Origin of the sequence: Amycolatopsis sp. NPDC004625, from assembly GCF_040609695.1 — a bacterium.
Lineage (GTDB): Bacteria > Actinomycetota > Actinomycetes > Mycobacteriales > Pseudonocardiaceae > Amycolatopsis.
Map to the genome: position 1 here is coordinate 44,616 of NZ_JBEXKX010000022.1, position 23,891 is coordinate 68,506.

The window sequence follows — 23,891 nt, forward strand, 5'->3', positions numbered from 1 at the left end:
CTCAGGCGTGCTCGGCGACCAGCCGGGACAGCCGCCGCACGCCCTCCGCGATTTCGGCCGCTTCCAGGTAGCTGCAGGACAGGCGGAGGGCGTGGTGGCCGCCGTCGGCGTAGAAGAAGCTCATCGGCGTCCACAGCACGCCGAACTGCTCGGCGGAGAGCTCCAGGAGTTTTTCGTCGGCGCGGAACGGCACGTCGACGACGGCGAAGAAGCCACCGCTCGGCACGTTCCAGCGCACCACGCGGCCGGCGCGCGGGAAGCACTCTTCCAGCGTGGCGAGCAGGGTTCGCAGGTTGTTGCGGTAGAACGTGATCTTGTCCCGGTTGGCCGCGCGCAGGCTGCCGCCGGACTCGACGAGCACGCCGCCGATGACCGCCTGCGCGATCGGCGAGGTGTTCACCGTCAGCATGCTCTTCACGGCCGACATCTCCTCGGCCAGCAGCGTGCGTCCGCCCTGCTCGTCGACCACGGCCTGGTCGGCGACGAGGAACCCCACGCGCGCGCCGGGGAAGACGGACTTCGCGAACGAGCCGAGGTAGAGCACGCGCCCGTCGGTGTCGAGGGACTTCAGCGTCGGGCGCGGCTCGTCGTCCAGCCCGAACAACCCGTACGGGTCGTCTTCGAGCAGCAGCAGGTCCTGCTCGGCGGCCGTGTCGAGCAGCAGCCGGCGGGTCGGCACGGGCAGCGAAACCCCGGACGGGTTGGAGAAGTTCGGGACCAGGTACAGCGCCCGCGGCCGCTTGCCCGCCGCGCGGACGCGCCGGGCGACGTCGGCGACCGTCTGCGGGTCGAGCCCGCCGGGTCCCTCGGGGACCGGGACCACCTCGACGCCGAGGATCCGCGCCGCGCCGGTCAGCCCGACGTAACAGGGGTCGGTCACGAGCACGACGTCGTCCGGCCCCGCGCACAGCGACCGCAGGGCGACGACCATGGCCTCCTGGCAGCCCGAGGTCACCATCACCGCCTCCGGCGGCACCACGATGCCCTCGTCGGTCTCCAGCATCCGGGCGATCAGCGCGCCGAGCTGGCCGTTGGTGCGCCCGTACTGCAGCAGCAGCCGGCGCACGCCGGCCTCGTCGAGCCCGCCGGCCCGCAGGTGGTCCAGGTAGGACTGCTGGTACCGGGCGATGTCGCCGGTCGAGTAGAAGCCGTCGTACGGCCGCCCGGCGGCGAGCGAGATCGCGTCCGGGTACCGGCCGGCGACCTCGTTGAGGAAGTTCATCGACGTCGCCACCGGGTCGGAGACCGACACGTGCAGGTCGGCGCGGGACAGGTCAGTCATGGTTCCCCAATCCGGCGGCCCGCCGGGTCAGCTCGACCAGCCGGGTGCCGACGTCGATGACGGGCAGGGCGCAGGCGGCGGTCACGAACGGCAGGATGGCCGTGAAGTGCGTGCAGGCCAGGACGACCGCGTCCAGGCCGAGGCGCTCGGCCAGGCGCAGGGTGGTGGGCAGGTGCGAGGCCGCGAAGGCCGCCTCCGGGTCGCCGGCCTCGATCCCGCGGACGAGCGCGGGATCCGAGACCCCCAGCACGCGGTGGTCCGGGTTGGCCAGCCGGACGGTCCGTTCGACGCCGAGCGCGGCGTTCGCGTTCCCGGTGACGGCCAGCGACGAGCGCAGGACCGGCAGCTGTTCCCGGTAGACCGTGACCGGGGAGACCACGGGAATCGCGGTGTCGTCGTGGTCCACCACCGAGGCCAGCGAGTTGCAGAACAGCATCGCCAGCGGCGTCCCCTGCGCCCGCAACCGGCCGAGCCGGTCGTGGAACGCGGCCGACAGCGCACCGGGATCCTTGTACTGCAACGCGTCCTGCTCGTCGGGCGAGGCCGCCATGGCGTACGGGACCGCGGGCACGCCCTGCGCCTGCAGCAACGCGGCCCCCAGGCCGGAGTCGTACGGGGTGCCGGCGATCACCGCCACCGGGCCGCCGTCCCACGCCATCGCCGCCTCCGTCCCGCCGAAGATCCGCTCCCTGGATCCTCCCAAGCGGACCCGGCCGCCGCCGTCTCCTCGGTTGCCCTCAGCCCGGGGCGATCACCTTGCCGGGATTGAGGATCCCGGCCGGGTCGAGCGCGGCCTTGAGCGCCCGGTGGACCCGGACGCCGGCGGGGCCGAGCTCGTGCGCGAGCCAGTCCCGCTTGAGCAGGCCGACGCCGTGCTCGCCGGTGCAGGTGCCGCCGAGGGACAGGCCCAGCCGCATGATCTCGTCGAACACCACCCGGCCCCGGTCCACACTGGACGGATCCGCCCGGTCGACGACGATGACCGGGTGCAGGTTCCCGTCCCCGGCGTGCCCGACCACGCCCACCAGCACGTCGTGCCGGGCGGCGATCGCCTCGACGCCGGTGACGAGGTCGACGATCCGCGACCGCGGCACGGCGACGTCGTCGACGACGAGCCCGCCGCGGCCGCCGGGGAACGCCGCCCGGGCCAGCTGTTCCATCGCCGGGTGGGCGAGCCGGCGGGCGGCGGTCAGCGCTTCGGCCTCGGCCGCGTCCCCGGCGACGTACAGCTCGCTCGCCCCGGCCTCCCGGCAGCACGCGGCGATCCGCTCGAGGTCGGCCGCGGCGCGGTCGCCGGTGTCGGCCGCGATCAGCAGCATCGCCGCGGCCCCGGTGTCCAGGCCCATCGGCCGGTGCGCCTCGATCGCCCGCAGGTGCGTGCGGTCCAGCAGTTCCAGCATGCTCGGCACGTGGCCCCCGGCGGTCACCGCCGACACCGCCCGGCCGGCGGCCGGCAGGTCCGGGTACACCGCCACCAGCGTGAGGGCGGGCTCGGCCGCGGGCCGGAGCCGGACGGTGATCTCGGTGATGATGCCGAGGGTGCCCTCCGCGCCGACGAACAGCCGCGTCAGGTCGTAGCCCGCGACGCCCTTCACCGTGCGGCGGCCGCAGCGCAGCACCTCGCCGTCGGCGAGCACGACCTCCAGGCCGAGCACGTATTCGCTGGTGACGCCGTACTTGACGCAGCACATCCCGCCCGCGTCGGTCGAGACGTTGCCGCCGATGGTCGAGGACTCCCAGGACCCGGGGTCCGGCGGGTAGTACAGGCCCTCCTTGGCGACGGCCCGGCGCAGCTCGGCGTTCACCACGCCCGGCTGCACGACGGCGATCCGCTCGCCGGGGTCGATCTCGAGGATCCGGTTCAGCCCGGTGAGCGACACGACCAGGGCGCCGTCGACGGCGTTGGCGCCGCCGGCGAGCCCGGTCCGCGCCCCCTGCGGGACGACCGGGATCCCGTGCGCGGCGGCCACCCGGACGGCCGCGGCGACCTCCGCGGTGTCCTGCGGGCGCACCAGGGCGAGCGGGGTGCCGGCGTCGCACAGGTCGGCTTCGTCGCGGCTGTGGGCGGACAGCAGGTCCGGGTCGGTGTGCACCCGGTCGGCGGGCAGCACCGCCAGCAGGTCGTCGACAGGGGAGGCCATATCACCCAAGCTAACGACCTCCCCGGCGGCGCGACAGGCCGCGGCGCGAAGTCCGCAGCCGGGAGGAAAGCGGGGAAACGACCGGTGGCCGGGTGCGCGAGCGCACCCGGCCACCGGCCGCCTTTCGTCAGGTCACGCCGCCGCGGGGAGCTCCGGGAGTGCCTGCGAAAGCCGGACGGGCAGGTGCCGGTGCCCGTTCATGATGAAGCTGGGGTAGGGGACGAGCTCGGCCGGGTCGACGGCGAGCGTCAGGTCGGGGAAGCGCTCGAACAGCGCGGACAGGCTCGCCTTGGCCAGCATCCGGGCGATGCCGGCCCCGAGGCAGTAGTGCGGCCCGTGCCCGAACGACAGGTGCTCCTTCGACGCGCGCGTGATGTCGAAGGTGGCGGCCGACTCGCCGTGCAGGGCGGGGTCCCGGCCGATCGCCGCGTAGTTGACCAGGATCGGGTCGCCCTGCGGGATGGTGACGCCGTCCAGCTCGATGTCCTCCACCGCGAACCGCAGGGGCAGGCTCGCCAGCGGCGACTGCAGCCGCAGCACCTCTTCGATGACCTCGTCCCACGAGACGCGGCCGGTCTTGACCAGGTCGAGCTGCTCGGGGTGGGTGAGCAGCGCGGTGACGGCGTTGTCGATGAAGTTGATCGTGGTCTCGGAGCCGGCGCCGAGGATCGCGAAGACCGTGTCGGTCATCTCCTGCTCGGTCATCCGCGAGCCGTCCTCGTCGCGCGCGGCGATCAGGTCGCTCGTGATGTCCGGGCCCGGGGTCTCGCGCTTCTGCGCGATGAGGTTCGCGATCGCCGTGCGCCAGCCCAGGAGCGTGTCCTGCGCCTGCTCCGGGGTCACGTTGGTGGCGACCATCAGGTCGATCATCTTCGCCGCGGCCACCCGGGCCTCGTCCGACATGCCGATCAGCTCGGCCACCAGCATGCCGGGCAGCGGGTAGGCGAACGACGTCTTCAGGTCGACCACCTCGCCCGCGGCCTCGGCGGCCTCGATCCGGTCGAGCAGGTCGTCGATCATCGCCTGCGCCCGCGGCCGCACCTCGTCCGGCCGGCGGGCGTTGAACGCCTTGCCGGTCAGCCGGCGCAGCCGCCGGTGGTCCTGGCCGAAGGTGGTGGAGATGTTGTCCATCGCCACCCAGCTGATCATCTCCCAGTCGGGTGCGACCTCGCCGTTGAAGAACGCCGGCCAGTGCCGGCGGGCGCTCTTGCTGACGTTCGGATCGCCCAGCACCTTCTTGCTGACCTCGTAGCTGTTGATCGACCAGGCCAGCACGCCACCCGGGAGCCGGACCCGGGTGGCGGGGCCCAGCCCGCGCAGGTGGTCGGCTTCGGCGTGGATGTCCCGGCCCGTGGGGTCCAAGGTGAAGGGGCGTTCTGTGGTCAACATGGCCTCCGGGTTTTTCGGCGTTGGGACCGGTGAAAACTTCAAGGGTCTCGGCGTCGACGGGACGATCGGGAACGACCTCCGGCGCGGGGGGTCAGTGCGCGGCGCCGGTGTCCAGAGCGGCGAGTTCGCGCCGGGCCACCTTGGCCAGGAACAGGCTCACCCCGGCGTGGCTGTGCAGGGTCGAGATGTCGCGCCAGATCCGCTCGATCCGCTCGCCCGCCCGCACGGCGCTCGAGCCGGCGGTCGGGAAGAGGTTCTCCGACACCGCGCTCCAGGCCAGCCGGAGGGCTTCGTGGCTGATCAGCGACAGCCGCACGTCGACCTCCCGGGTGAACGCGGCGGACCCGCGCTCCGCGGTCTCGTGCCACTGGCGCACCGCGTCCGAGAGCGCGGCCCGCGCGGCGGCGATCCGGCCGGCCGCCTCGCCGTAGTGGAGCTGGAAGTCCGGGTCTTCGCTGCGCGGGACGATCGGCGGGTAGATCGTGGTGCGCTCCCGCATCAGGCGGGCGTATTCGTCGAGCGCGCCGGTGGCCATGCCGACCGCCAGCGCACCGACCTGGAACTGGATCATGCTGAGCACCCCGCCGCCGTACAGCGGGTTGCCGTGCAGCTCGAGCCCGGGCGTCCCGTCGACGACCGACTTCATGCCCATGTGCGTGCCGGGCAGCGCGCGGTGGGCCGGCACGTGCACGTTGTCGAGCTTGACGCTGTGCGAGCCGCTGCCCTTCAGGCCCAGCTGCCCCTCCCAGTCGTCGAGCCGCTCCCACTGGTCGCGGGGCACGGCGAAGAGCAGCGGGGCCGGCGGCTCTCCTTCGGCGTGGAAGAAGAGCGTGTGGCCGATGAAGTGCGTGGCGTACGGGGAACCCGAGCTGTAGCGGTGGACGCCGTCGACGACCCAGCCGCCGTCCTCGGCCGGCTGGGCGATCCCGACCGGCCCGATCGTGGCCGGGGAGATGAAGTCGCCGCCGGCGAACAGCTCGTCCTGCGCTTCTTCGCCGAAGAGGGTGGCGGCGGTGTGGGCGTGCGAGTGGCCGAAGGTGTACATCCACGCCGTCGACGCGCAGCCGCGGGCGAGTTCGGACACCACGCGCACGTAGGTGTCGAGCCCGAATTCGTAGCCGCCGTACCGCTTCGGCACGAGCAGGCGGTAGAACCCGCCTTCGAGGAGTTCGTTGTGGGTGTCGAGCCCGTAGTACCCGCGCTCTTCGGTCTCCTGCTGCCGCTCGGCGACGCGGTCCGCGATGCGGGCCGCGCGGGCGACGACCTCCTCGGCCGTCAGGCCCGGCTCGGGCGGGGACGGGTGGCCTTCGGTCGGCAGGCTCCTGGCGGCAGTCATGTCGTGGTGTTCCTTCCCCGCATGTTCGTCCTGAGCGTCGCATTTGCGACGTTGTCCGGACGTCCTCCGAAATGCTCTTCGATGAGCCGGTTCTCCTACGGAAAACGAAGATCCGGTGTGATTCCTTGTCGTGGTGCCGTTCGGCGGACAGCCGTAACGGCCGGGTGGCGTCCGCCACCCGGCCGTCCGTGGAGCACCGCCGAGGTTCGTCAGGCCTTCCTGGCGCAGAGGATGAAGTAGTCCACGTCTTCCGGGCCCAGGTGGAAGGCGGTCTGCATGCCCTTCCGGATGTCCGCGGTGATCTCCTCGCCGAACTCGCCGGCGAGCAGGCCGCTGACCTCGTCGTGCCGGTTCAGGTAACGCTTGCCGCTGTTGACGTACACGCGGCGGCCGCACCGGACCTGCTCCTCGACCACGAAACCCGCGGTCTCGAACGCCTTGGTCCAGTCCTCGGCCGTCATCGGCTCGCGCGCCTGGGGGAACGGCCTCTTCGCCTGCGAAGCGGAAGTCGTCTTGATCATCTCCGAGAAGGCGACGCGGCCGCCCGGCCGGAGCACCCGGTGGAACTCCAGGAGAGCCTTGTCCAGGTCGAAGGCGTTGAACAGCGACTCGATCGCGACCACCGCGTCGAAGTGGTTCTCGGCGTGCGGCAGCGCGTGGTAGTCGGCGACCTCGAACGTGACGAGGTCCGAGACACCGCTCTCCTGCGCCCGCGCCTCGGCGCGGGACGCCTCGACCGGGCTGATCGTGATGCCGGTGACGCGGGCACCGTACTCGCCGGCGATGTGGATCGCCGGCGCGCCGAGCCCGCAGCCGGCGTCCAGCAGGTGCTCGCCCCGGCGCAGGCCGAGGGTGTCGACGATCTTGCCGGTCAGGCGCTTGGTGGCGTCCTCGAGCGTGGCGTCGTCGCTGTCGTCGTACCAGTAACCCAGGTGCTGGTAGCCGAAGTAGTACTTGTCGGCCATCGGGCTCGAGCCGTCGTAGAACTCAGCGACCTCGGGCGGTGTCCAGTTCAGTTCGCTCACGGAATTCTCCCGTCAGGCGTCAGGTCCAGCCCAGCATTCCGGTGCGGTCCGCCGGCGGCGTCTCCCCGCGTGCGCAGGGGTCCCGGCAATCGGAGAGATGCTCCCGCGCGGGGCCGCCTGTCACTGTCGATGGCTGACGGTTCCCGGTTTTTCCCGTCGGTGGCGGCTCCTTTGGAGGTTGGGTGACGATGTCGCGAACGCGAGCATCCGAAAACGTGACCATTGATCATGTCGAGTTCTACGTCGAGGACATCGAACGAACCATCAAGTGGCTCGTGGACGGGTACGGCTGCGCGGTCCGCGCGACTTCGAGAGACGAGCCGGGGCCGGTCCGCACGGTCGTGGTCGGCCAGGGCGGCATCGACCTGGTGCTGACCCAGCCGGTCGCGCAGGACCACCCGGTGGCGGCCTACGTCGAGCGCCACGGTGACGGCGTGGCCAACATCGGCCTGCGGGTGCCGGACGCGGCGGCCGCGTTCGAAGCGGCCGTCCGCGGCGGGGCGCGCCCGGTCGCTCCGCCGTCCGCACGCGACGGCGTGGTGACCGCGTCGATCATCGGGTTCGGCGACGTGACGCACACGTTCGTGCAGCGTCCCGCGGGCTCCGGCGTCGACGAGGTGTACGACCTGTCCCCGGTCTCGGGCGGCACCACCGGCACCGGCCTGCTCGTCGTCGACCACTTCGCGGTCGTCGTGGAGCCGGGCCGGCTCGACGAGACCGTCGAGTTCTACCGGCAGGCGCTGGACTTCGAGCTCACCCTCGCCGAGCGCATCGAGACCGGCGACCAGGCGATGTTCATCAAGGTCGTGCAGAGCAGGTCGCGCGCGGTGACGCTGACCCTGATCGAGTCCGACGCCTCGATGGAATCCGGGCACGTCGACGAGTTCCTGAAGGACCACGGCGGCCCGGGTGTGCAGCACATGGCCCTGCGCACCGACGACATCCTCGGCACGGTCGGGCAGCTGGGTGCGCGCGGCGTCGAGCTGCTGTCCACTCCGGACGCCTACTACACGCTCCTGTCCGAGCGCGTCCAGCCGGACCGGCACACCGTCGACGAGCTGCGGGCGCTGAACATCCTGCTCGACGAGGACCACGACGGCCAGCTGTACCAGATCTTCGCGAAGTCGGTGCACCCGCGGAACACGATCTTCCTGGAGATCATCGAGCGGGCGGGTGCGAGCACGTTCGGCAGCTCGAACATCAAGTCCCTGTACGAAGCCGTCGAAACCCAGCGCCACCGGAACGGCGACTGAGCACCCGAAGCTACCTTACGGAGGAAGTTCGACCATGACTGGCAAGGAAGACTTCGACGTCGTCGTCATCGGTGGCGGTCCCGGCGGTTCGGCGACCGCCGGGCTGCTGGCCCAGCAGGGCCACAAGGTGCTCGTGCTGGAAAAGGAGAAGTTCCCCCGCTACCACATCGGCGAGTCGCTCATCACCGGCTCGATGCCGACGATCGAGGCGCTCGGCCTGCGTGACAAGCTGGACCGGATGGGGTACGTCCGCAAGTACGGCGGCACCCTGCTGTGGGGCCGCAACCAGGGTGCCTGGGACTTCCGGTTCACCGAGGCTTCGGAGTACGAGTACACCTTCCAGGTCCGCCGGGCGGACTTCGACTCGGTCCTGCTGGCGCGGGCCCGCGAGCTCGGCGCGCTGGTCATCGAGGAAGCCTCGGTCCAGGACGTGCTCTTCGAAGGCGACCGCGCCGTCGGCGTGCGCTACCTGCGCAAGAGCGACGCGGAACCGACCACGGTCAGCTCGAAGCTGGTCGTCGACGCCTCCGGCCAGCAGCACCTCCTGGCGCGCAAGCTCGACCTCATCGAGTACCACAACGACCTGCGCAACCTCGCGGTGTGGGCGTACTTCCAGGGCTGCAACCGCTACAGCGGCACGCGGTGGGGCGACACGCTCACCGAGAACCGCCCCAACGGCTGGTTCTGGTTCATCCCGCTTTCGGACGGGACGGTGAGCGTCGGGTACGTGACGCCCATCGACCAGTTCAAGAAGTCGGGCAAGACGCTGGAGGAGCTGCACGCGAGCGAGCTCGCCGCGGCCGACGAGATCACCTCGCTGACCGCGCCGGCCACCCGGGTCAGCGGTTTCCGCACGATCAAGGACTGGTCCTACACCTGCAAGAAGTTCTACGGCCCCGGCTGGGCCCTGGTCGGCGACGCGGCCGCGTTCATCGACCCGCTGCTGTCCACCGGCGTCGGCCTGACGCTGCGCGGCTCGCTCGGCCTGTTCGAGACGGCCAACCTCGCGCTGCACAACCCGAGCGAGGAAACGGTGCTGTACGAGCGCTACGAGCGCAACTACCGCGAGTTCCTCAACTCGCTGCTGGAGTTCGTCCGGTTCTTCTACGACCGCACCAAGTCCAAGGAGGACTACTGGGAGGCGGCGCAGCAGAGCATCGACCCGAAGCGCCAGCGCCCGCGCAAGATCGACTTCGCGCGGATGCTGTCCGGCGTCTCCGGGATGCGCGACATCTTCGACGGGCCGCTGGCCCTGCGCGCGTTCCGCGACTCGGACGCACCGCAGGCGCCGGACACGCTGGCCGGCTAGGGATGGGGAGCGCGGACATGGAAACGTTTGTGATCTCCGAGCGGTTCGCCGAGCAGGTCGCGCGGACGCCGGACGCGGTGGCACTGTCCACTGAGGACGTCCAGCTGACCTACCGGGAGCTGGACGAGCGGGCCAACCGGCTCGCCCACCGGCTCATCGGCCTCGGGGTGCGCCAGGACGACCGCGTGGCCGTGCTGCTGGAGCGGTCGATCGACCTGGTCGTGGCCATCCTGGCCACGGTCAAGTCGGGCGCCTGCTACGTCCCGGTGCACGAGGACTACCCGCCCGAACGCCGTCAGTGGGTCGTCGACCACGCCGAGGTGGCGGTGCTGCTCGCCGACACCGCCCAGCGCGCCGGCGGGCTGCCGACGGGGGTGCCCACCGTGGTCGTCGACGACGACCCGGCCACCCTCGAGCAGCCGGCCACCGACCCGGCCGTGCCGATCCACCCCGACCAGCTGGCCTACGTGATCCACACGTCGGGGTCCACCGGCCACCCCAAGGGTGTCGCGGTGACGCAGCGGGACGTCGTGCGGCTGATCTTCAACCCGCAGTGGACTTTCGAGCGGCACGCGCGGGTGCTGATGGTGGCGCCGTACGCGTTCAACGTGTCGACCTACGAGATCTGGATGCCGCTGCTGCACGGCGGCGAGGTCGTCCTCGCCCCGGCCGGGCTGCTGGAGCCGGCGACGCTGCGCCGGCTGATCGCCGAGAAGGAGATCACCGGGATCCACCTCACCGCCGGGCTCTTCCGGGTGCTCGCCGAAGAGTCCCCGGAGATGTTCACCGGGGTGCAGGAGATCCTGACCGGCGGTGACGTGATCGCGCCGGGCGCGGTGCGCAGGGTGTTCGACGTCTGCCCGGACATCGTGATCCGGGCGATGTACGGCGTCACGGAGACGTCCCTGTTCTCCGCGCACAACCCGCTGTCGGCGACCTACCGGCCGGGCAAGCTGGTGCCGGTGGGCGAGGGGTTCGACGACGTCAGGATCCACATCCTCGACGACCGGCTGTCGCCGGTGCCGCCGGGCATCGAAGGCGAGATCTACATCGCCGGGCGCGGGGTGGCGCGGGGCTACTTCGGCCGCACGGACCTGACCGCGGAGCAGTTCGTCGCCGACCCGTACGGCGAGCCGGGCGCCCGGATGTACCGGACCGGGGACCTGGCCCGCCGCGACGACGACGGCCTGATCGAGTTCATCGGCCGGGCCAGCAGCCAGGTGAAGATCCTCGGCTTCCGGATCGAGCTGGCCGAGGTCGAGGCGGCGCTGACCGGCTTTCCGGGGCTCGCCCAGGTCGTCGTGGTGGTGCGCGAACTGGAGGCGGGGGAGAAGCGCCTGGTCGCCTACGTCGTGCCGGAGTCCGGCGACCTGGACATCGCCGCGCTGCGCGAGCACGTGCGGGGGACGCTGCCCGACTACATGGTCCCGGCCGCGTTCGTCCAGCTGCCGTCGCTGCCGCTGACCGCCAACGGCAAGCTCGACCGCAAGGCGATGCCGGAGCCCGACTTCGACAGCAGCTCGGCCTACCAGCCGCCGGAGACGCCGTTGCAGGAGAAGCTGTGCGCGATCTTCGGCTCGGTGCTGGAGGTGGCCGAGGTCGGCATCCACGACAGCTTCTTCGACCTCGGCGGCCAGTCGCTGCAGGCGATGCGGCTGCTCAGCCGGATCCGCGCCGACCTCGACGTCGACCTGCTGATCAACGTGCTCTTCGACGTGCCGACCGTGGCCGGGCTGGCCAAGCACATCGAGGGCGAAGCGGCCGCGGCCGCGGCCTGAGCCGGGAGGAGAAGAGTCGATGAGCAACCCGTTCGAAGAGCCGGACGCCCACTACACCGTCCTGCGCAACGAAGAGGACCAGCACTCCCTGTGGCCGGGCTTCGCCGAGGTGCCGGCCGGCTGGACGGTCGCGCACGGGCCGGCCCGCCGCGAGGAGTGCCTCGACTACGTCCGGGAGAACTGGACCGACCTGCGCCCCCGCCGCGTCGCCGAGTTCGTCGCGGCGCAGACCAGTACGCACTGACCCCTTGGAGGATGCCGTGTCGGACGCTGCTGCCCCGGCCGGAACGACGACGCTCGACGTCTGGCTCACCGATCACCCGATCCCGGACTTCAACGCGCCGGTCAAGGCGGCGGCCGAGACGTTCGAGCGGGCGCACCCCGGCTACCGGATCCGGATCCGCGAGATCGGGTACCGCGACCTCCCGGCCGCCGTCGCCGAGGCGGTGGCGGCGGGGAACCCGCCGGACATCGCCGAGTACTACTTCCCGGCCGGGCAGGTGGCGCTCGACACGCGCGCCGCCGACGGCTCGGAACTGTTCGTGCCGCTCGAGCGCGCGATCGGCGACCGCACGAAGATCCTCGGCGAGCCGGTGGTCCTCGACGACATCGTGCCCGTCGTCCGTGACTACTACAGCCGCGGCGGCGAACTGGTGTCGATGCCGACGATGGCGTCGACCGCCATCCTGTTCGCCAACAAGGGTCTCCTGCAGCGCGCCGGCGTCGAGCGGCTGCCCTCGACCTGGCAGGAGCTCACCGACGCCTGCGCCGCCGTCACCGCGCTCCCGGACGGCCCGGCCCACGGGATCGCCTGGCCCAACCACGGCTGGCTGATCCAGATGGAGCTGGCCGCGCAGGGCGGGCTGCTGAGCAACAGCGGCAACGGCCGGTCCGGCCGGTCGACCCGGGTGACCCTCGACTCGCCCGAAATCGTCGCCTACGCGCGGTGGTGGCAGCGCCTGCACCAGGACGGCCACTACCTCTACACCGGGGAGCCGCGGGACTTCTGGGGCGCCATGGAGGCGTTCACGCAGCAGCGGACCGCGTTCGTGATCACGTCGTCGGCGACCGGGCCGTACCTGACGGGCCTGGCCGCCGAGGCCGGGTTCGAGCTCACGACGGGTGCGTTGCCCCGCAACGAGGCGGCGCCGTACGCCGGCCGGAGCCTCGGCGGCCAGTCGATGTTCCTCAAGGCGGGCCTGCCGAAGGAGAAGGAAGACGGCGCGCTCGCCTTCACCCAGCACCTGCTCAACCCCGACCACGCGGTGCGGCGGCTGCACGCCGGCTCGCTGCCGGTGATGCGGCCGGCGTGGGAGCAGGTCCTCGCCGACGGCTGGGCGGACCAGGAGCCCGGCTTCCGCGTCGCGGCCGAGCAGGTCATGGCGTCGGACCGGACGCCGGCCGCGACGGGGGCGCTGCTCGGGGACATCAACGGGATCAACGAGGAGCTGACCTCGGCGATCCACGACGTCCTGCTCTCCGGGGCGGACCCGGCCGAGCGGCTGCGGACGGCGACCGAGCGCGCGCAGGCCCGGCTCGACCGGTACAACGAGGCGTGCCTGGCCTACCCGCCGGTGACGCCGGAGGCCCTCCAGGCCGGCTGACCTCCCGGCCACGCACGAAAAATCCCGTCCGGCGGATCGCCGGACGGGATTTTCGCCGTTCGCGGTCGTTACGCGGCGAGCGGCGTGCCGAACGGGGCGTCCATGTCGGCGACGGCGACCCGCAGCAGCTCGATGTACCGGGTGACCAGGCCCTCCAGTGTCGCGGCGTCGAAGTCGTTGCTGTTGAACCGGACGCTGCCGACGATGTCGCCTTCCGGGTCGATGTCCAGGGCCCACACGACGCCGTCGGGGATGTCGGAGGTGTCCGGGTCGGACAGCAGCCGCCGGCGCAGCTCGGCGATCTCGATGTCCCCCACCGGCGCGCCCTCGACCCCGACCGGGAACTGGAAGCACTGGAACGCCTGGACCGCCTGGGTGAAGTCGGCGAACGGGGCGACCACGGCCGGCGCCTCGGCGACGATCTCGCCGAACGGGACCTCGTGCGAGTACATCTCCAGGCAGGTGCCGCGGGTCTTCGTGACCAGGTCGCGGAAGGTGCGGCAGGTCGAAAGGTCCGTGCGCAGCGGCATGAAGTTGAAGAACGGCCCGACGGTCTCGGCGAACGCGGGGTTGCTGCGGCCCGAGGTGATGGTCGGCACGGTCAGGTCGTCCGTGCCGGTGATCTCGCGGGTCAGCAGGTTGAACGCGGCGAGCAGCACCATGAACGGCGAGCTGCGCAGCTGCTTCGCGACCGCCTGCGTGGCCGCGGTGATCTCGCGGTCGATGAGGAAGCGGTGCACCGAGTAGACACCGGTGGCTTCGGTGCGCGTCCGGTCGGTCGGCAGCGACGCGAACTGCGCGCCGGCCAGCTTCTCGCGCCAGTACGCGCGCGCCTTGGCGACGGGGGCGCTGGTCAGGTACTCCTGCTGCCACTCGGCGTATTCGCGGTACTGCGCCATTTCCGGCAGCTGCGCCTCGGCGGTGCCGCGCCGGGCGGCGTACAGCTGCGCGAGGTCGCGGATGACGATCTGCAGCGACCAGCTGTCGGTCACCGTGTGGTGGGCGTAGATGACGAGGACCGAGTCCTGGTCGTCGAACCGGCCGAGCGCGGCCCGGACCAGCGGCTGCTCGGTGCTCGGGCACCGGCCGGCCTCGATCCGGTTGAGGAACTCGTGCGCGGCGGTCTCGCGCTCCTCGGCGCCGCTGCCGGTCAGCTCGTGCTCGGTGAGCACCGGCGTCGAGGGCGGGTGGATGTGCTGGTAGGGCGGCTCGACGTCGCGGACGATGCTGGTGCGCAACGACTCGTGCCGGACGACGAGGTCGCCCAGCGCGTCCCGCAGCGCGGCGGTGTCGACCGCGCCGGTGATCCGCCAGCCGGAGGCCACGATGTGCCGTGGCCCGAACACCCCCTGGTCCGGCCCTTTGTCGAACATGCACAGGAAGTGCATGTTCGTCGACAAGGGGGCGCCTCCGGGCGCCGGTTCCGAAACACTCATCGTGGTCTTCCTTTCCGTGGCTCGCCGAACAATCGGTGCTCGGATGCGTGTGGTCCGGCCGGTGCGCCTCAGCTCAGCAGGTCCCGGCCCGCGGCGCCCAGCTCCTCGAACGAGGCCAGGTCCGGCACCTGCCAGCCGTCGAGGTCGTACTCGCTCAGGCACTGGTCGACGAGGGCCTTGTACGAGTCCACCTGACCGTCGGCCAGCTGGCCGAACAGCAGTTCCAGCCGGGTGTTTTCGTGGTTGCCCGCGTAGTTGCGCTCGTACAGGTCGTGCCGGCCGCCGAACTCGGTGCCGATCGCGTCCCACAGGAGCTTCATCACCTTGACCCGCTCGACCGATCCGACGCCGTGCGAGCCGCGCAGGTACTTGTCCAGGTACGGCCGGAGCTCCGGGTTCTGGAAGTCCTTCGCGCTCGAGTTCAGGTAGATGAGCCCGCTGGCGACGTCCTGCAGCGCGATCTCGCGCAGCCGCGCGTACCCGAGCTGGGAGAACCACCGGTAGGCGAGCCCGTAGCGCGGGTTCGGCAGCACCGCGCCGTTCCGCCACTTCACCGGGTTGCGGGCGGCCGCGTCGGACAGGCCCCAGAACAGGTTGCGCCACGCGAGGACTTCGCCGAGGCGGGTCTGCACGCCGCGGAAGTCGCTGACGCCGGTGAGTTCGAGCGCCTTGGCCAGCAGGCCGGCGAGGAACTCGAACTTCACCGCGAGGCGCGTGCAGCCGTGGAAGGTGAACCGCTCGATGAAGCCGGAGTGGCCGGTGAACATGCCGACCTTGGCGACGTCCCCGTAGATGAAGACGTTCTCCCACGGGATGAGGACCTTGTCGAGGACGAGGATGGTGTCGTTCTCGTCGAGCCGCGAGGAGAGCGGGTAGTCGAACGGGCTGCCGGTCAGCGCGGACGCGGCGGTGTAGGACTGGCGGCAGATCAGCTTCATCCCGCGGGCGTTCATCGGCACGGTGGCCACGATGGCGAACTTGCGGTCCTTGATCGGCAGCCCGTAGTGGGCGATGAAGTTGTAGTGCGTCAGCGCCGACCCGGTCGCCACGACCTTGGCCCCGGACACGATCACGCCGTTGTCGGTCTCGCGTTCGACGTGGACGAAGACGTCGGCGACCTCGTCCGGCGGCCGGTCCCGGTCCACCGGCGGGTGCACGATCGCGTGGTTCCAGTACAGGACCTTTTCCTGCGACTCCTTGTACCACCGGCGGGCGTTGGTGGCGAAGGGGTTGTAGAAGTCGGCGTTCGCGCCGAGCGTCCCGAGGAACGACGCCTTGTAGTCCGGCGAGCGCCCCATCCAGCCGTAGCTCAGCCGCGCCCACTGGGCGATGGCCTGCTGGTCGGCGACGAGGTCGTCGGCGCTGTGCGGCGTGGTGTAGAAGCGGTGGGTGTACCCGCCGGGGCCGCCCGCGTCGGTGGCGGTGGTGAGGACGTCGCGGTACTGCGGGTCGTGCAGCGCGTCGTAGAGCCGGGCCGTCATCCGCACCGGGTTGTGGAACGCGGGGTGCTGGGTCACGTCCTTGACCCGCTCACCGTAGAGGTAGATTTCCCGGTCGTCGCGCAGGCTTTCGATGTATTCGGCCCCGGTCAGCGGCCGGGTCTGCCCCGCCATGTGCGCACCGGTGTCGTCAGCTGGCATGCCTGTCACCCCTTCGGCGAACTCGCTCGGCTCCGAGCATCACACCGGCTCATCCGGGCTGACATCCTTGGGAATGCGGTGGTTGCGCCTGCGCGGGACCGGCGGGGCCCGGCCGCAAAGGAGGAGATGCGCGACGCGGGTCCCCGGGGGCAGTCTCGAACCCGGAATGTCCGTGGACACCTCGCGCTTTTGTCCGTTCCCTTTGGAGGATATCTTGGCCACGACGATCCCCACGCGCGAGGAAATCGTGCGCAAGGTGTCGGAGCTGATCCCGTCCCTGCGCAAGCAGTCGCTGTGGGCCGAGGAAAACCGCCGGCTGCCGGAAGAGACCATCGAGGCCCTGGCCGACGCCGGGGTCTTCAAGTTGCGGCGCCCCAAGCACTTCGGCGGCTACGAGGCCGACACCACGACGCTCACCGAGGTCGCGACCGAGCTTGGCCGCGGCTGCCCCTCGACGGCCTGGGTCGCTTCGGTGTACTGGATCCCGACCTGGATGGCGTGCCAGTTCCCGGACGAGGTCCAGGAAGAGGTGTTCGCGACCCCGGACACGCGCATCTGCGGCACGCTGAGCCCGTCGGCGATGGCCACCCCGGTCGAGGGCGGCATCACGGTGAACGGCAAGTGGGGCTTCATCAGCGGCGCCCACCACGCGCAGTGGCAGGAGATCATCGCGATCCTGGTCCCGCCGGACGGCGAGCCGTACCCGGTGATGGCGCTGGTGCCGCTGTCGGACCTGCTGGTGATGGACGACTGGGACACCTCGGGCCTGCGCGGCACGGGCAGCATCAGCACGTTCGCGAAGGACCTGTTCGTCCCGCAGGAGCGGGTCCTGCCGCTGCCGGTGGTGCTGTCCGGCCAGAGCGCGTCCAAGCGCAACGCGAACTCCCCGATCTACCGGGCCCCCCTGATGCCGGTCGCGGCGGCCTCGTCCACGGGCGCGATCGTCGGCATGGCCCGCGGCGCGATGGACGTGTTCCTCGACCGCCTGCCGGAACGCAAGATCACGTACACCAACTACGACAGCCAGCGCGAGGCCCCGATCACGCACTTCCAGGTGGCCGAGGCGGCGTTGAAGACGGACCAGGCGGCGTTCCACGCCTGGCGTGCGGGTGATCTGGTGGACCGCAAGTGCACGGAGGGCACCGAGTGGAAGCTCGAGGAGCGCGCCCGCACCCGCGCCGACGTCGGCAGCGTGATCCAGCTGGCCAAGGAGGCGATCGGCATCCTGGCCAACGCGAGCGGCGGGACGTCCATCTACAAGGGAATCCCGATCCAGCGCTTCCACCGTGACATCCTGACGGTCAACCAGCACGCGCTGATGCACCCGAACACGAACTTCGAGCTGTACGGCCGCGTGCTGTGCGGCCTCGAGCCGAACACGCTCTACATCTAGGTCCGACCGAGCCGGGGCCGCCACCCGCACCCGCGGGCGGCGGCCCCGTTCGTCATCCGGAGGTCCGATGTTGGTCAGCATCACGGGCGCAACGGGCTACGTGGGAGCCCATTCGACGGCGGCGGTGGTGAAGGCGGGCCACCGCGTCCGGCTCCTCGTCCGCGACGAGTCCACAGTGGAGCGAGCACTGGCCCCGCTGGGCGTGAACCCGGCGGCGGTGGACGTGGTCACGGGCAACGTCCTGGACCGCTTCGGAGCCGACCGCCTGCTCCGCGGAGCGGACGCGGTCCTGCACGCGGCATCGGTGTATTCCTTCGACAGCCGGAGCCATCGCGAGATGTCCCGCACGAACGTGGCGGGCACCGAGCGCATCCTGGAGGCGGCCCGCAGGGCGGGAACCGGCCGGATCGTGTACGTGTCGAGTTTCGGAGCGCTGTTGCCGTCCCCGGGACGCCCGTTGGTCCCGGACACCCCGGTGGGCCACCCCCGCGAGAGGTACCTGGCGGCCAAGGCGGCGGCGGAGTCGGTGGCCCGAGCCCACCAGGCGGCGGGGGTACCGGTGACGATCACGTACCCACCGGCCCTGCTGGGCCCCCACGACCCGAAGCTGGGCGACCAGGTGACAAGACTCCGCAACACATTGCGGGGATTGATGCCGGTGTGGCCGACGGGCGGTCTCCCGATGGGCGACATCAGAGACACGGCGGCCCTCCACGCGGCATTGATCACCGGAACGGGCCCATCGGGCAACCGCCATTTCGCGCCGGGAAGGTACGTGAGCACGCGCGAGTTCGTGGCAACGCTGCGCGAGGTGACGGGACGTAGGTTGCCGTCGGTGTATTTGCCGGCCCGCGCGATGCTCCCGCTGGGGGTGGTGACGGGCTGGGTACAGCGAGCCTGGCCATGGCACATCCCAGCGGAGTACGGCGCGATGTACACGTGCGCGTGCGACGCGCGGGTGGGGGAGAGCGGCCGGCCGAGCAGGGAGTTGAGCGAGACACTGGCGGACACGATCCGCTGGCTCCACGGAAAGGGCCTGCTGGCGACGCGCGCTGCCGGGACAGTGGCGGATGGCGGGTTGCGCGCCGCTTGAGCTGGGTTGCCGTGAGTGGGGTCGCGGGCTTTCGCCACGGTGGTGTGCTCGGGTTGCGGTCGGCGCTGCCGCACGAGGTGGCCGTCGGCCAGCTCGGCACGGGGGGGGGCATGGTCGGGAGACAAGGCCGCAGCGCAAGGGTCGCGGGACAAGCCGCGGGGCCAAGACCGCGGCGCAACGCCGCGGGACAAGGTCGCAGTGCAAGGTCGCGGGACAAAGCCGCGGGATAAGGCCGCGGGATAAGGCCGCGGGATAAGGCCGCGGGGCAAGACCGCGGGGCAAGACCGCGGGACTTCAGTGGTCCGGTCCATTTGACTGGCGGCCGCTCGCCTCGTGCCTTGGTCGCTCCCAGCTCCCAGCCCCGGTTCCCGGGCCGCCCGGCTGTCCGGCCGCCAGCCCCCCGGGCTCTTCGGTCTCCGGACGACAGCGCCGCCTTCGCGCTCGTAGCAGGCGCCGGCCCGCTGATTGGCTGCGAAAGGCACGATGTGCGCCCGCCGGTCGTCGGCTGGCGGGTGCGCGACCGAGAGTTCGAGCGGCCCCGGCCCGCTGGGGCATGCGGGCCGGGGCCCTCCCGGGCCTCGGCAGGTTCGCCGGGCCTTCACCCCGGAACCAGCGGATGCGCTGCCCGAAGGCGGGCTCAGCGTGGCGCGCTGGCCCGAAGCCTTCTGTCAGGCCGCGTCCGATGTGGAGGGCCGGGGGTCGGTCGGGGTCTCCGGTGCCGGCAGTTCGGGTTCCGGTGAGGCGCGGGCGCGGTCGGCCAGGTACCGGAGCTTCGTCAAATGGCGTTGGACCAGACCTGCTCGGCGTGCTTCGTCGAGCGTTGCGCGGGTCGTGGTGTTCTGCCGGCGCCGGTGGTGGCGGCCGCCTGGGATTTCGGGGTTCACCTGGGGGCCTGTCCGTTGCGGGGTTCACTCGATCGTGTGGTTTTGGGGTCGCTCGATCGGTTGGATAACAAGGTTGTCTCGGGAAGAACTCGTTCCAGGTTCGTTGGGCCACCTGGGCGCTTACGCGGTGCGCCTTCCGGAGTCCGTTGCACGGATCGAGCGAGAAACGGGACCGTCCACAGTGGGAGCAAAATCGCGGGCCGAGCTGTGGGGCCGGTCACCGGCCCGGGGTGCGCCGTGCGCGGCTGCGCACGGCGTCTTCCCTGGTGGCGCCCCCGGCAGGACTCGAACCTGCGACCTAGAGATTAGAAGGCTCTTGCTCTATCCAGCTGAGCTACGAGGGCCCGCGCCGACGGCCGCTGCCGGTAACCCGGCACTGGCAGCTTAGTCGTCACCATCCACTCGATCGTTCGACACCGGCGAATCGTTTCAGGTCTCGTTCGACGTAATTCGCGAAAGTGGTGCGGACCCTCCTCCTGTGTCCGGGGAAGTGCTGAGCGTCACCGAGTGGGCTTCTCCCCGCCGCCGGAACCTGTAATCTGACGGTCAGAAGGCTCTTGCTCGGTCCAGCCAGAACCCTGCTCGCCCGCGACCTGCGGCCGGGCAGGCAGCGCCGTGGGCGTCCACGCGCCGCTGCTTGCCCGCCGCAACGGGCGGGGCCTGCCTCGTCGCGATTTCCGTGGAAGCAGGGCTCTGTTCAGGGTCCCTGCCTGCCAAGACGCCTTCCGGCGCCCGCGGGTGGGCACCGAGCCTGCAAGGCTGCTTCACGGCCCCCTCGATGACCGCCCTGCGCAGGGCGAAGGCCTGCGGTGGCGACCTTGGAGCCGGCTGCGGTCCGCAAACGCGGCCACAGGGTCTCCGAGAGCCCGCCAGACTTCCCCGAGTCCTTGGTGACCGCTGCACACGCCAGGGGTCCACTCAGGGGCAGGGAGGCGCCGTTCGGAGCCGTGGGTGGCCATGCGCTGCTCCTTGCTCGCCGTAATGGGTGGGGTCGGTGCGGTGTGGGATGTCCGGCCCGCGCGGCGCCGCTTGGAGCTCTGGGGTGGTCATGTGCTGCTCCTTGCTCGCCGCGGTGGGGCGTGTGATCTCCGGCGTTGAATCGCCCCTCGGAGCCGTGGGTGGCCATGCGCCGCTCTTACCTGCTGCAGCGGGTAAGGAACTGGCCCGATGTCCGGCCCGCGAAACGCCCCTTGGAGCCGCGGGCGTCCACGTGCCGCCCTTGCCCGCCGCAGCGGGCGGAGCTGGCGCGATGGGCGCTTTGGGAAGCCCGTGGGCGCGCCCCGCCGCTGGGGCGCGCCCACGGGGTGGGGCCGCTGCGGGGGAGCGGCCCCGGTCGGGCTCGGCCGCCGCCGCGAGCCGGCTCTCCCCCTGGAGCGGACGGCGGGCGGGCCCGGGTCAGGGGGTCACTCCCAGATCTGGATGCCGCGGACGAGGAACGGGGCGTTCGGCACGTACGTGCCGCCACCCGGGTAGGTGACGAAATCTCCCTCGGTCGAGCATTCGCTGTCCTGGTACACCGTGACATCGCGGGTCATCAGATTCGCGAACGACGACCCGTCGAATCCTTCCGGCAGGGGCAGGCATTCCTCGGTATTGGCCGAGCGCAGGTCGAAACGCTGGATTTTCCCGCCGTAGCCGTCGGACGGCCACACGCAGAACTCGCCCTTGCGGCAGCCGGGGTCGGTGTCGGCCTGGGCGGCTCCGACGCTGGTCAACAGGCCGATCATGGCCAGGACCACGATGTGGGGCAGGCGGGAACGAAGACGAAGTGCGGACATGGTGGATTTCCCCTCCGGAATCGCGGCTCTTGCGGGCCGCGGTGAACGTGTGATTTCAGATTGGCGGGTGGTGGGGGATCTGTCAGCCCGCAATTTCGGATCTGTGGACAACCGGGCGGTGCGGGAATGGTTGTCCACAGGTTCGCGATCGGGTCTTGCGGGAACGGGGGAACGGTGTTACGCGGGGCCCGTGCTGCCCCGCACCACCAGCGAAACCGGCACCTCCGCCGAGGCCGAGGCGGCAGCAGAAGCAGAAGCAGAAGCAGCAGAAGGAGCAGCAGAGTCCAGCAGCGAAAGCACCAGCTCCCCGGCGATCCGCCCCTTGGCCGCGAGATCCTGCCGCACCGTGGTCAACGGCGGCGACGACCACGACGCCGGCGGGCTGTCGTCGAAGCCCACCACCGAAAGCTCCCCCGGCACGTCGATCCCCAGCTGCCGCGCCGCCGCCAGCACCGCCAGCGCGAGCTGGTCGGACATGCACAGCACCGCACTCGGCCGCGGCGACGCCCCCAGCAGCGCGAACGCCCCGTCCAGCGCACTCTCCGCGCTCAACCCCGCGGCCTCGTGCAGCACGACTTCGCACGACGGCAGCTCACCCAGGTAGCCGCCCAGTCGCTCCCGCGTGTCGCGAAAGGCGGCCCCCGCAGCCTCCGAAGCGGTCAACGCACCCCCGCCCGGCCGCACGTGGCTGTGCGCGGCGAAGATCCCGAACCGCCGGTGCCCCAGCTCCCGCAGGTGCCGCGCGGCCAGCGCCGCACCGAGCCGGTCCTGGCAGCCGATCCGCGCCGCGCCCGGCACCAGCGGCTGGTCGATCACCACCAGCGGCAGCCCGCGCGTCCGCACCGAATCCAGCGCCGGGACGCCGTCGGCCAGCGAATACGCGACCGCGATGTCGGCCTGCGCGGCCAGCACCCGCTCGGCGGGCGGCCCGCCGCCCGCGCCACCCGGCAGGAGCAGCAGCGCGTGCCCCCGCGGATCGACCACACGGGCCAGCGCGTCCAGCGTCAGCGACAGCGCCGGGTCCGAGAACGCCGTCGACAGCGACGTGTCGAGCAGCACCGCGATCGCGCCCGTCCGGCTGGTCGCGAGGCTGCGCGCGGTGGGGTCCGGGCCGGCGTAGCCCAGCTCGGCGGCCATCCGCAGCACCTCGTCCCGCAGCCGCGCGGACAGCTGGTCAGGCCGGTTGTAGGCGTTCGAGACGGTGGCTCGCGAGACACCGACGGCGAGGGCCACGTCGTCGAGCGTGGGACGGCGCCGCCGGGTCATTCGCGCAGTCTAGCCGTGGACATTCTGAAGCGCTTCAGTCACGCTGAAGAGCATGCAGGACCGGACCGCCGTCTTCGCCGTGTTCGCGCTCAACGGCCTCGCGCTGGGCTCCTGGGCCTCACGCACGCCCGCACTGTCCGCCCACGTGCACGCCTCGCCGGGCGTGTTCGGTCTCGCGCTGCTCGGCGCCAGCGCCGGGATGCTCGCCGCGGCCTCGGTGGCCGGACGGCTGATCGAGCGGTCGGGCGCCCGGGCGGTCGTCGCGGGGAGCACCGCCATGGCCGCCGTCTCGCTGGTCCTGATCGGCTTCGCGCCCACCGTTCCGCTGCTGGCCGGGGCCCTGCTGGTGATCGGCGCGAGCGTCGGGATGCTCGACGTCGCGATGAACGTCGCCGGCGTGGCGGTCGAACGACGGCTCGGCCGGCCGATCATGTCGGTGTTCCACGCCGGGTTCAGCTTCGGCGCGCTCGCCGGTTCGCTGGCCGCGGGCCTCGCCGCCGGCCACGGCTGGTCCCCGGCGCGCCACCTCAGCGTGGCCGCCGTCGTCGCCGTCGCGATCCTGCTGGTGATCGTCCGCGCCGTCCCGGGCATCCGGCCCGCCCCCTCCGGAACGCCCGCCGAAAAGCCCGGCCGCGCGCCGATCCGCCGTCCGGTGCTGTGGCTGCTCGCCGCGGTCGCGCTGTGCTCGGCCATCGCCGAAGGCGCCTCCTCGGACTGGTCCGCGCTGCTGATGACCGTCGAACGCGGCGTCGGCCAGGGCGCCGCGGCGCTCGCGTTCGCCGGGTTCCAGCTGGTCATGGCGCTGACCCGGCTGGCGGGGCCGTGGGCGCAACGCCGGTTCGGCCCCACGCGCTGCCTCGCCGCGGGCGCCGCGCTGGCCGCGGCCGGCCTGCTCGCCGCGGCCGCGATCCCGGCCGCCGCCGCGGGCTACCTCGGCTTCGCATTGGCCGGCGCCGGGCTCGCGGCGTCGTTCCCGCTCGCCCTCAGCCTCGCCGGGGACGCGGGCAAGCGCGGCGACGGCACGGGCGGCGAGCGCGAGATCGGCTTCGTCACGGCCATCGCCTACACCGGGTTCCTCGGTGGCCCGCCGATCGTCGGCGGCATCGCGCAGGTGGCCGGCTACGCCGTCGCGTTCGGTTTCGCCGCGCTCGTCGCGGCGCTGATCCTGCCCGCCGCCGTCGCCGCCCGGCGGTCGCGACGACGGGAAGAAGCGGACGCGATGATCGGCCGATGACGCCCGAGGGCACGAAATCCGTGCCGCAGCTGCCGTTTTCGCCACGGCGA

18 protein-coding genes and 1 tRNA gene are annotated in these 23,891 nt (G+C 71.5%); 8 read left to right on the plus strand and 11 right to left on the minus strand.

Annotation, left to right across the window (positions count from 1 at the left end; genetic code table 11):
* Position 1 precedes the first annotated feature (1 nt).
* The 6 genes from ABZW17_RS24775 to ABZW17_RS24800 all read right to left on the minus strand — a co-directional run bounded on the left by ABZW17_RS24775 (position 2) and on the right by ABZW17_RS24800 (position 7,173).
* The gene (locus tag ABZW17_RS24775; RefSeq protein WP_354818593.1) at positions 2-1,282 is read right to left on the minus strand and encodes a PLP-dependent aminotransferase family protein; all 1,281 of its coding nucleotides are present in this window, start codon (positions 1,280-1,282) and stop codon (positions 2-4) included.
* Positions 1,275-1,940 carry a glutamate racemase gene (locus tag ABZW17_RS24780; protein WP_354818596.1) on the minus strand — a complete coding sequence of 222 codons (666 nt, stop codon included), beginning with the start codon at positions 1,938-1,940 and terminating at the stop codon, positions 1,275-1,277. The genes ABZW17_RS24775 and ABZW17_RS24780 overlap by 8 nt, the downstream gene beginning before the upstream one ends.
* Positions 1,941-2,019: 79 nt before the next feature.
* On the minus strand, positions 2,020-3,423 hold the full coding sequence (locus ABZW17_RS24785; RefSeq protein WP_354818599.1) for an FAD-linked oxidase C-terminal domain-containing protein: 1,404 nt from the start codon (positions 3,421-3,423) through the stop codon (positions 2,020-2,022).
* Between the two features lie 132 nt (positions 3,424-3,555).
* Positions 3,556-4,812: a cytochrome P450 gene (locus ABZW17_RS24790; protein ID WP_354818602.1), complete on the minus strand. Its 1,257-nt coding sequence runs from the start codon at positions 4,810-4,812 to the stop codon at positions 3,556-3,558.
* A gap of 91 nt (positions 4,813-4,903) precedes the next feature.
* A complete protein-coding gene (locus ABZW17_RS24795; protein ID WP_354818605.1) occupies positions 4,904-6,148 on the minus strand; it encodes an acyl-CoA dehydrogenase family protein in 1,245 nt (414 codons plus the stop codon).
* Between the two features lie 209 nt (positions 6,149-6,357).
* Entirely contained in the window at positions 6,358-7,173 is an 816-nt protein-coding gene (locus ABZW17_RS24800; RefSeq protein ID WP_354818608.1) for a methyltransferase domain-containing protein, read from the minus strand.
* 215 nt (positions 7,174-7,388) lie between these two features.
* Here ABZW17_RS24800 and hppD point away from each other — a divergent pair, with 215 nt between their 5' ends.
* From hppD to ABZW17_RS24825, 5 genes are read left to right on the plus strand one after another with little or no spacing between them, the layout of a single operon-like run.
* On the plus strand, positions 7,389-8,426 hold the full coding sequence (hppD, locus tag ABZW17_RS24805) for a 4-hydroxyphenylpyruvate dioxygenase (protein ID WP_354818611.1): 1,038 nt from the start codon (positions 7,389-7,391) through the stop codon (positions 8,424-8,426).
* Between the two features lie 34 nt (positions 8,427-8,460).
* Positions 8,461-9,735 carry an NAD(P)/FAD-dependent oxidoreductase gene (locus tag ABZW17_RS24810; protein WP_354818614.1) on the plus strand — a complete coding sequence of 425 codons (1,275 nt, stop codon included), beginning with the start codon at positions 8,461-8,463 and terminating at the stop codon, positions 9,733-9,735.
* A gap of 17 nt (positions 9,736-9,752) precedes the next feature.
* Positions 9,753-11,513, plus strand: a complete 1,761-nt coding sequence (locus ABZW17_RS24815; RefSeq protein WP_354818617.1) for a non-ribosomal peptide synthetase — start codon at positions 9,753-9,755, stop codon at positions 11,511-11,513.
* 19 nt (positions 11,514-11,532) lie between these two features.
* Positions 11,533-11,757, plus strand: coding sequence for an MbtH family protein (locus ABZW17_RS24820; RefSeq protein WP_354818619.1), 225 nt, complete (start codon positions 11,533-11,535; stop codon positions 11,755-11,757).
* Positions 11,758-11,773: 16 nt separating this feature from the next.
* Positions 11,774-13,117, plus strand: coding sequence for an extracellular solute-binding protein (locus ABZW17_RS24825; RefSeq protein WP_354818622.1), 1,344 nt, complete (start codon positions 11,774-11,776; stop codon positions 13,115-13,117).
* A gap of 68 nt (positions 13,118-13,185) precedes the next feature.
* Here ABZW17_RS24825 and ABZW17_RS24830 read toward each other — a convergent pair whose 3' ends face one another.
* Positions 13,186-14,553, minus strand: coding sequence for a condensation domain-containing protein (locus tag ABZW17_RS24830; protein WP_354818625.1), 1,368 nt, complete (start codon positions 14,551-14,553; stop codon positions 13,186-13,188).
* A 68-nt stretch (positions 14,554-14,621) separates the two neighbouring features.
* Complete coding sequence (locus tag ABZW17_RS24835; protein WP_354818628.1) at positions 14,622-16,193, minus strand: 4-hydroxyphenylacetate 3-hydroxylase N-terminal domain-containing protein; 1,572 nt, start codon at positions 16,191-16,193, stop codon at positions 14,622-14,624.
* 211 nt (positions 16,194-16,404) lie between these two features.
* Between ABZW17_RS24835 and ABZW17_RS24840 the strand changes: the two genes are divergently transcribed.
* Together ABZW17_RS24840 and ABZW17_RS24845 are read left to right on the plus strand one after the other, a co-directional pair.
* Positions 16,405-17,586, plus strand: coding sequence for an acyl-CoA dehydrogenase family protein (locus ABZW17_RS24840; RefSeq protein ID WP_354818777.1), 1,182 nt, complete (start codon positions 16,405-16,407; stop codon positions 17,584-17,586).
* 67 nt (positions 17,587-17,653) lie between these two features.
* The gene (locus tag ABZW17_RS24845; protein WP_354818631.1) at positions 17,654-18,679 is read left to right on the plus strand and encodes an NAD-dependent epimerase/dehydratase family protein; all 1,026 of its coding nucleotides are present in this window, start codon (positions 17,654-17,656) and stop codon (positions 18,677-18,679) included.
* Positions 18,680-19,830: 1,151 nt separating this feature from the next.
* Here the strand turns inward: ABZW17_RS24845 and ABZW17_RS24850 are convergent.
* The 3 genes from ABZW17_RS24850 to ABZW17_RS24860 all read right to left on the minus strand — a co-directional run bounded on the left by ABZW17_RS24850 (position 19,831) and on the right by ABZW17_RS24860 (position 22,607).
* Positions 19,831-19,907: transfer RNA gene (locus ABZW17_RS24850), tRNA-Arg, on the minus strand.
* A gap of 1,059 nt (positions 19,908-20,966) precedes the next feature.
* Positions 20,967-21,341 carry a peptidase inhibitor family I36 protein gene (locus ABZW17_RS24855; RefSeq protein ID WP_354818634.1) on the minus strand — a complete coding sequence of 125 codons (375 nt, stop codon included), beginning with the start codon at positions 21,339-21,341 and terminating at the stop codon, positions 20,967-20,969.
* Between the two features lie 177 nt (positions 21,342-21,518).
* A complete protein-coding gene (locus ABZW17_RS24860) occupies positions 21,519-22,607 on the minus strand; it encodes a substrate-binding domain-containing protein (RefSeq protein WP_354818637.1) in 1,089 nt (362 codons plus the stop codon).
* A gap of 52 nt (positions 22,608-22,659) precedes the next feature.
* Between ABZW17_RS24860 and ABZW17_RS24865 the strand changes: the two genes are divergently transcribed.
* Positions 22,660-23,841 carry an MFS transporter gene (locus tag ABZW17_RS24865; RefSeq protein ID WP_354818640.1) on the plus strand — a complete coding sequence of 394 codons (1,182 nt, stop codon included), beginning with the start codon at positions 22,660-22,662 and terminating at the stop codon, positions 23,839-23,841.
* Positions 23,842-23,891 lie beyond the last annotated feature (50 nt).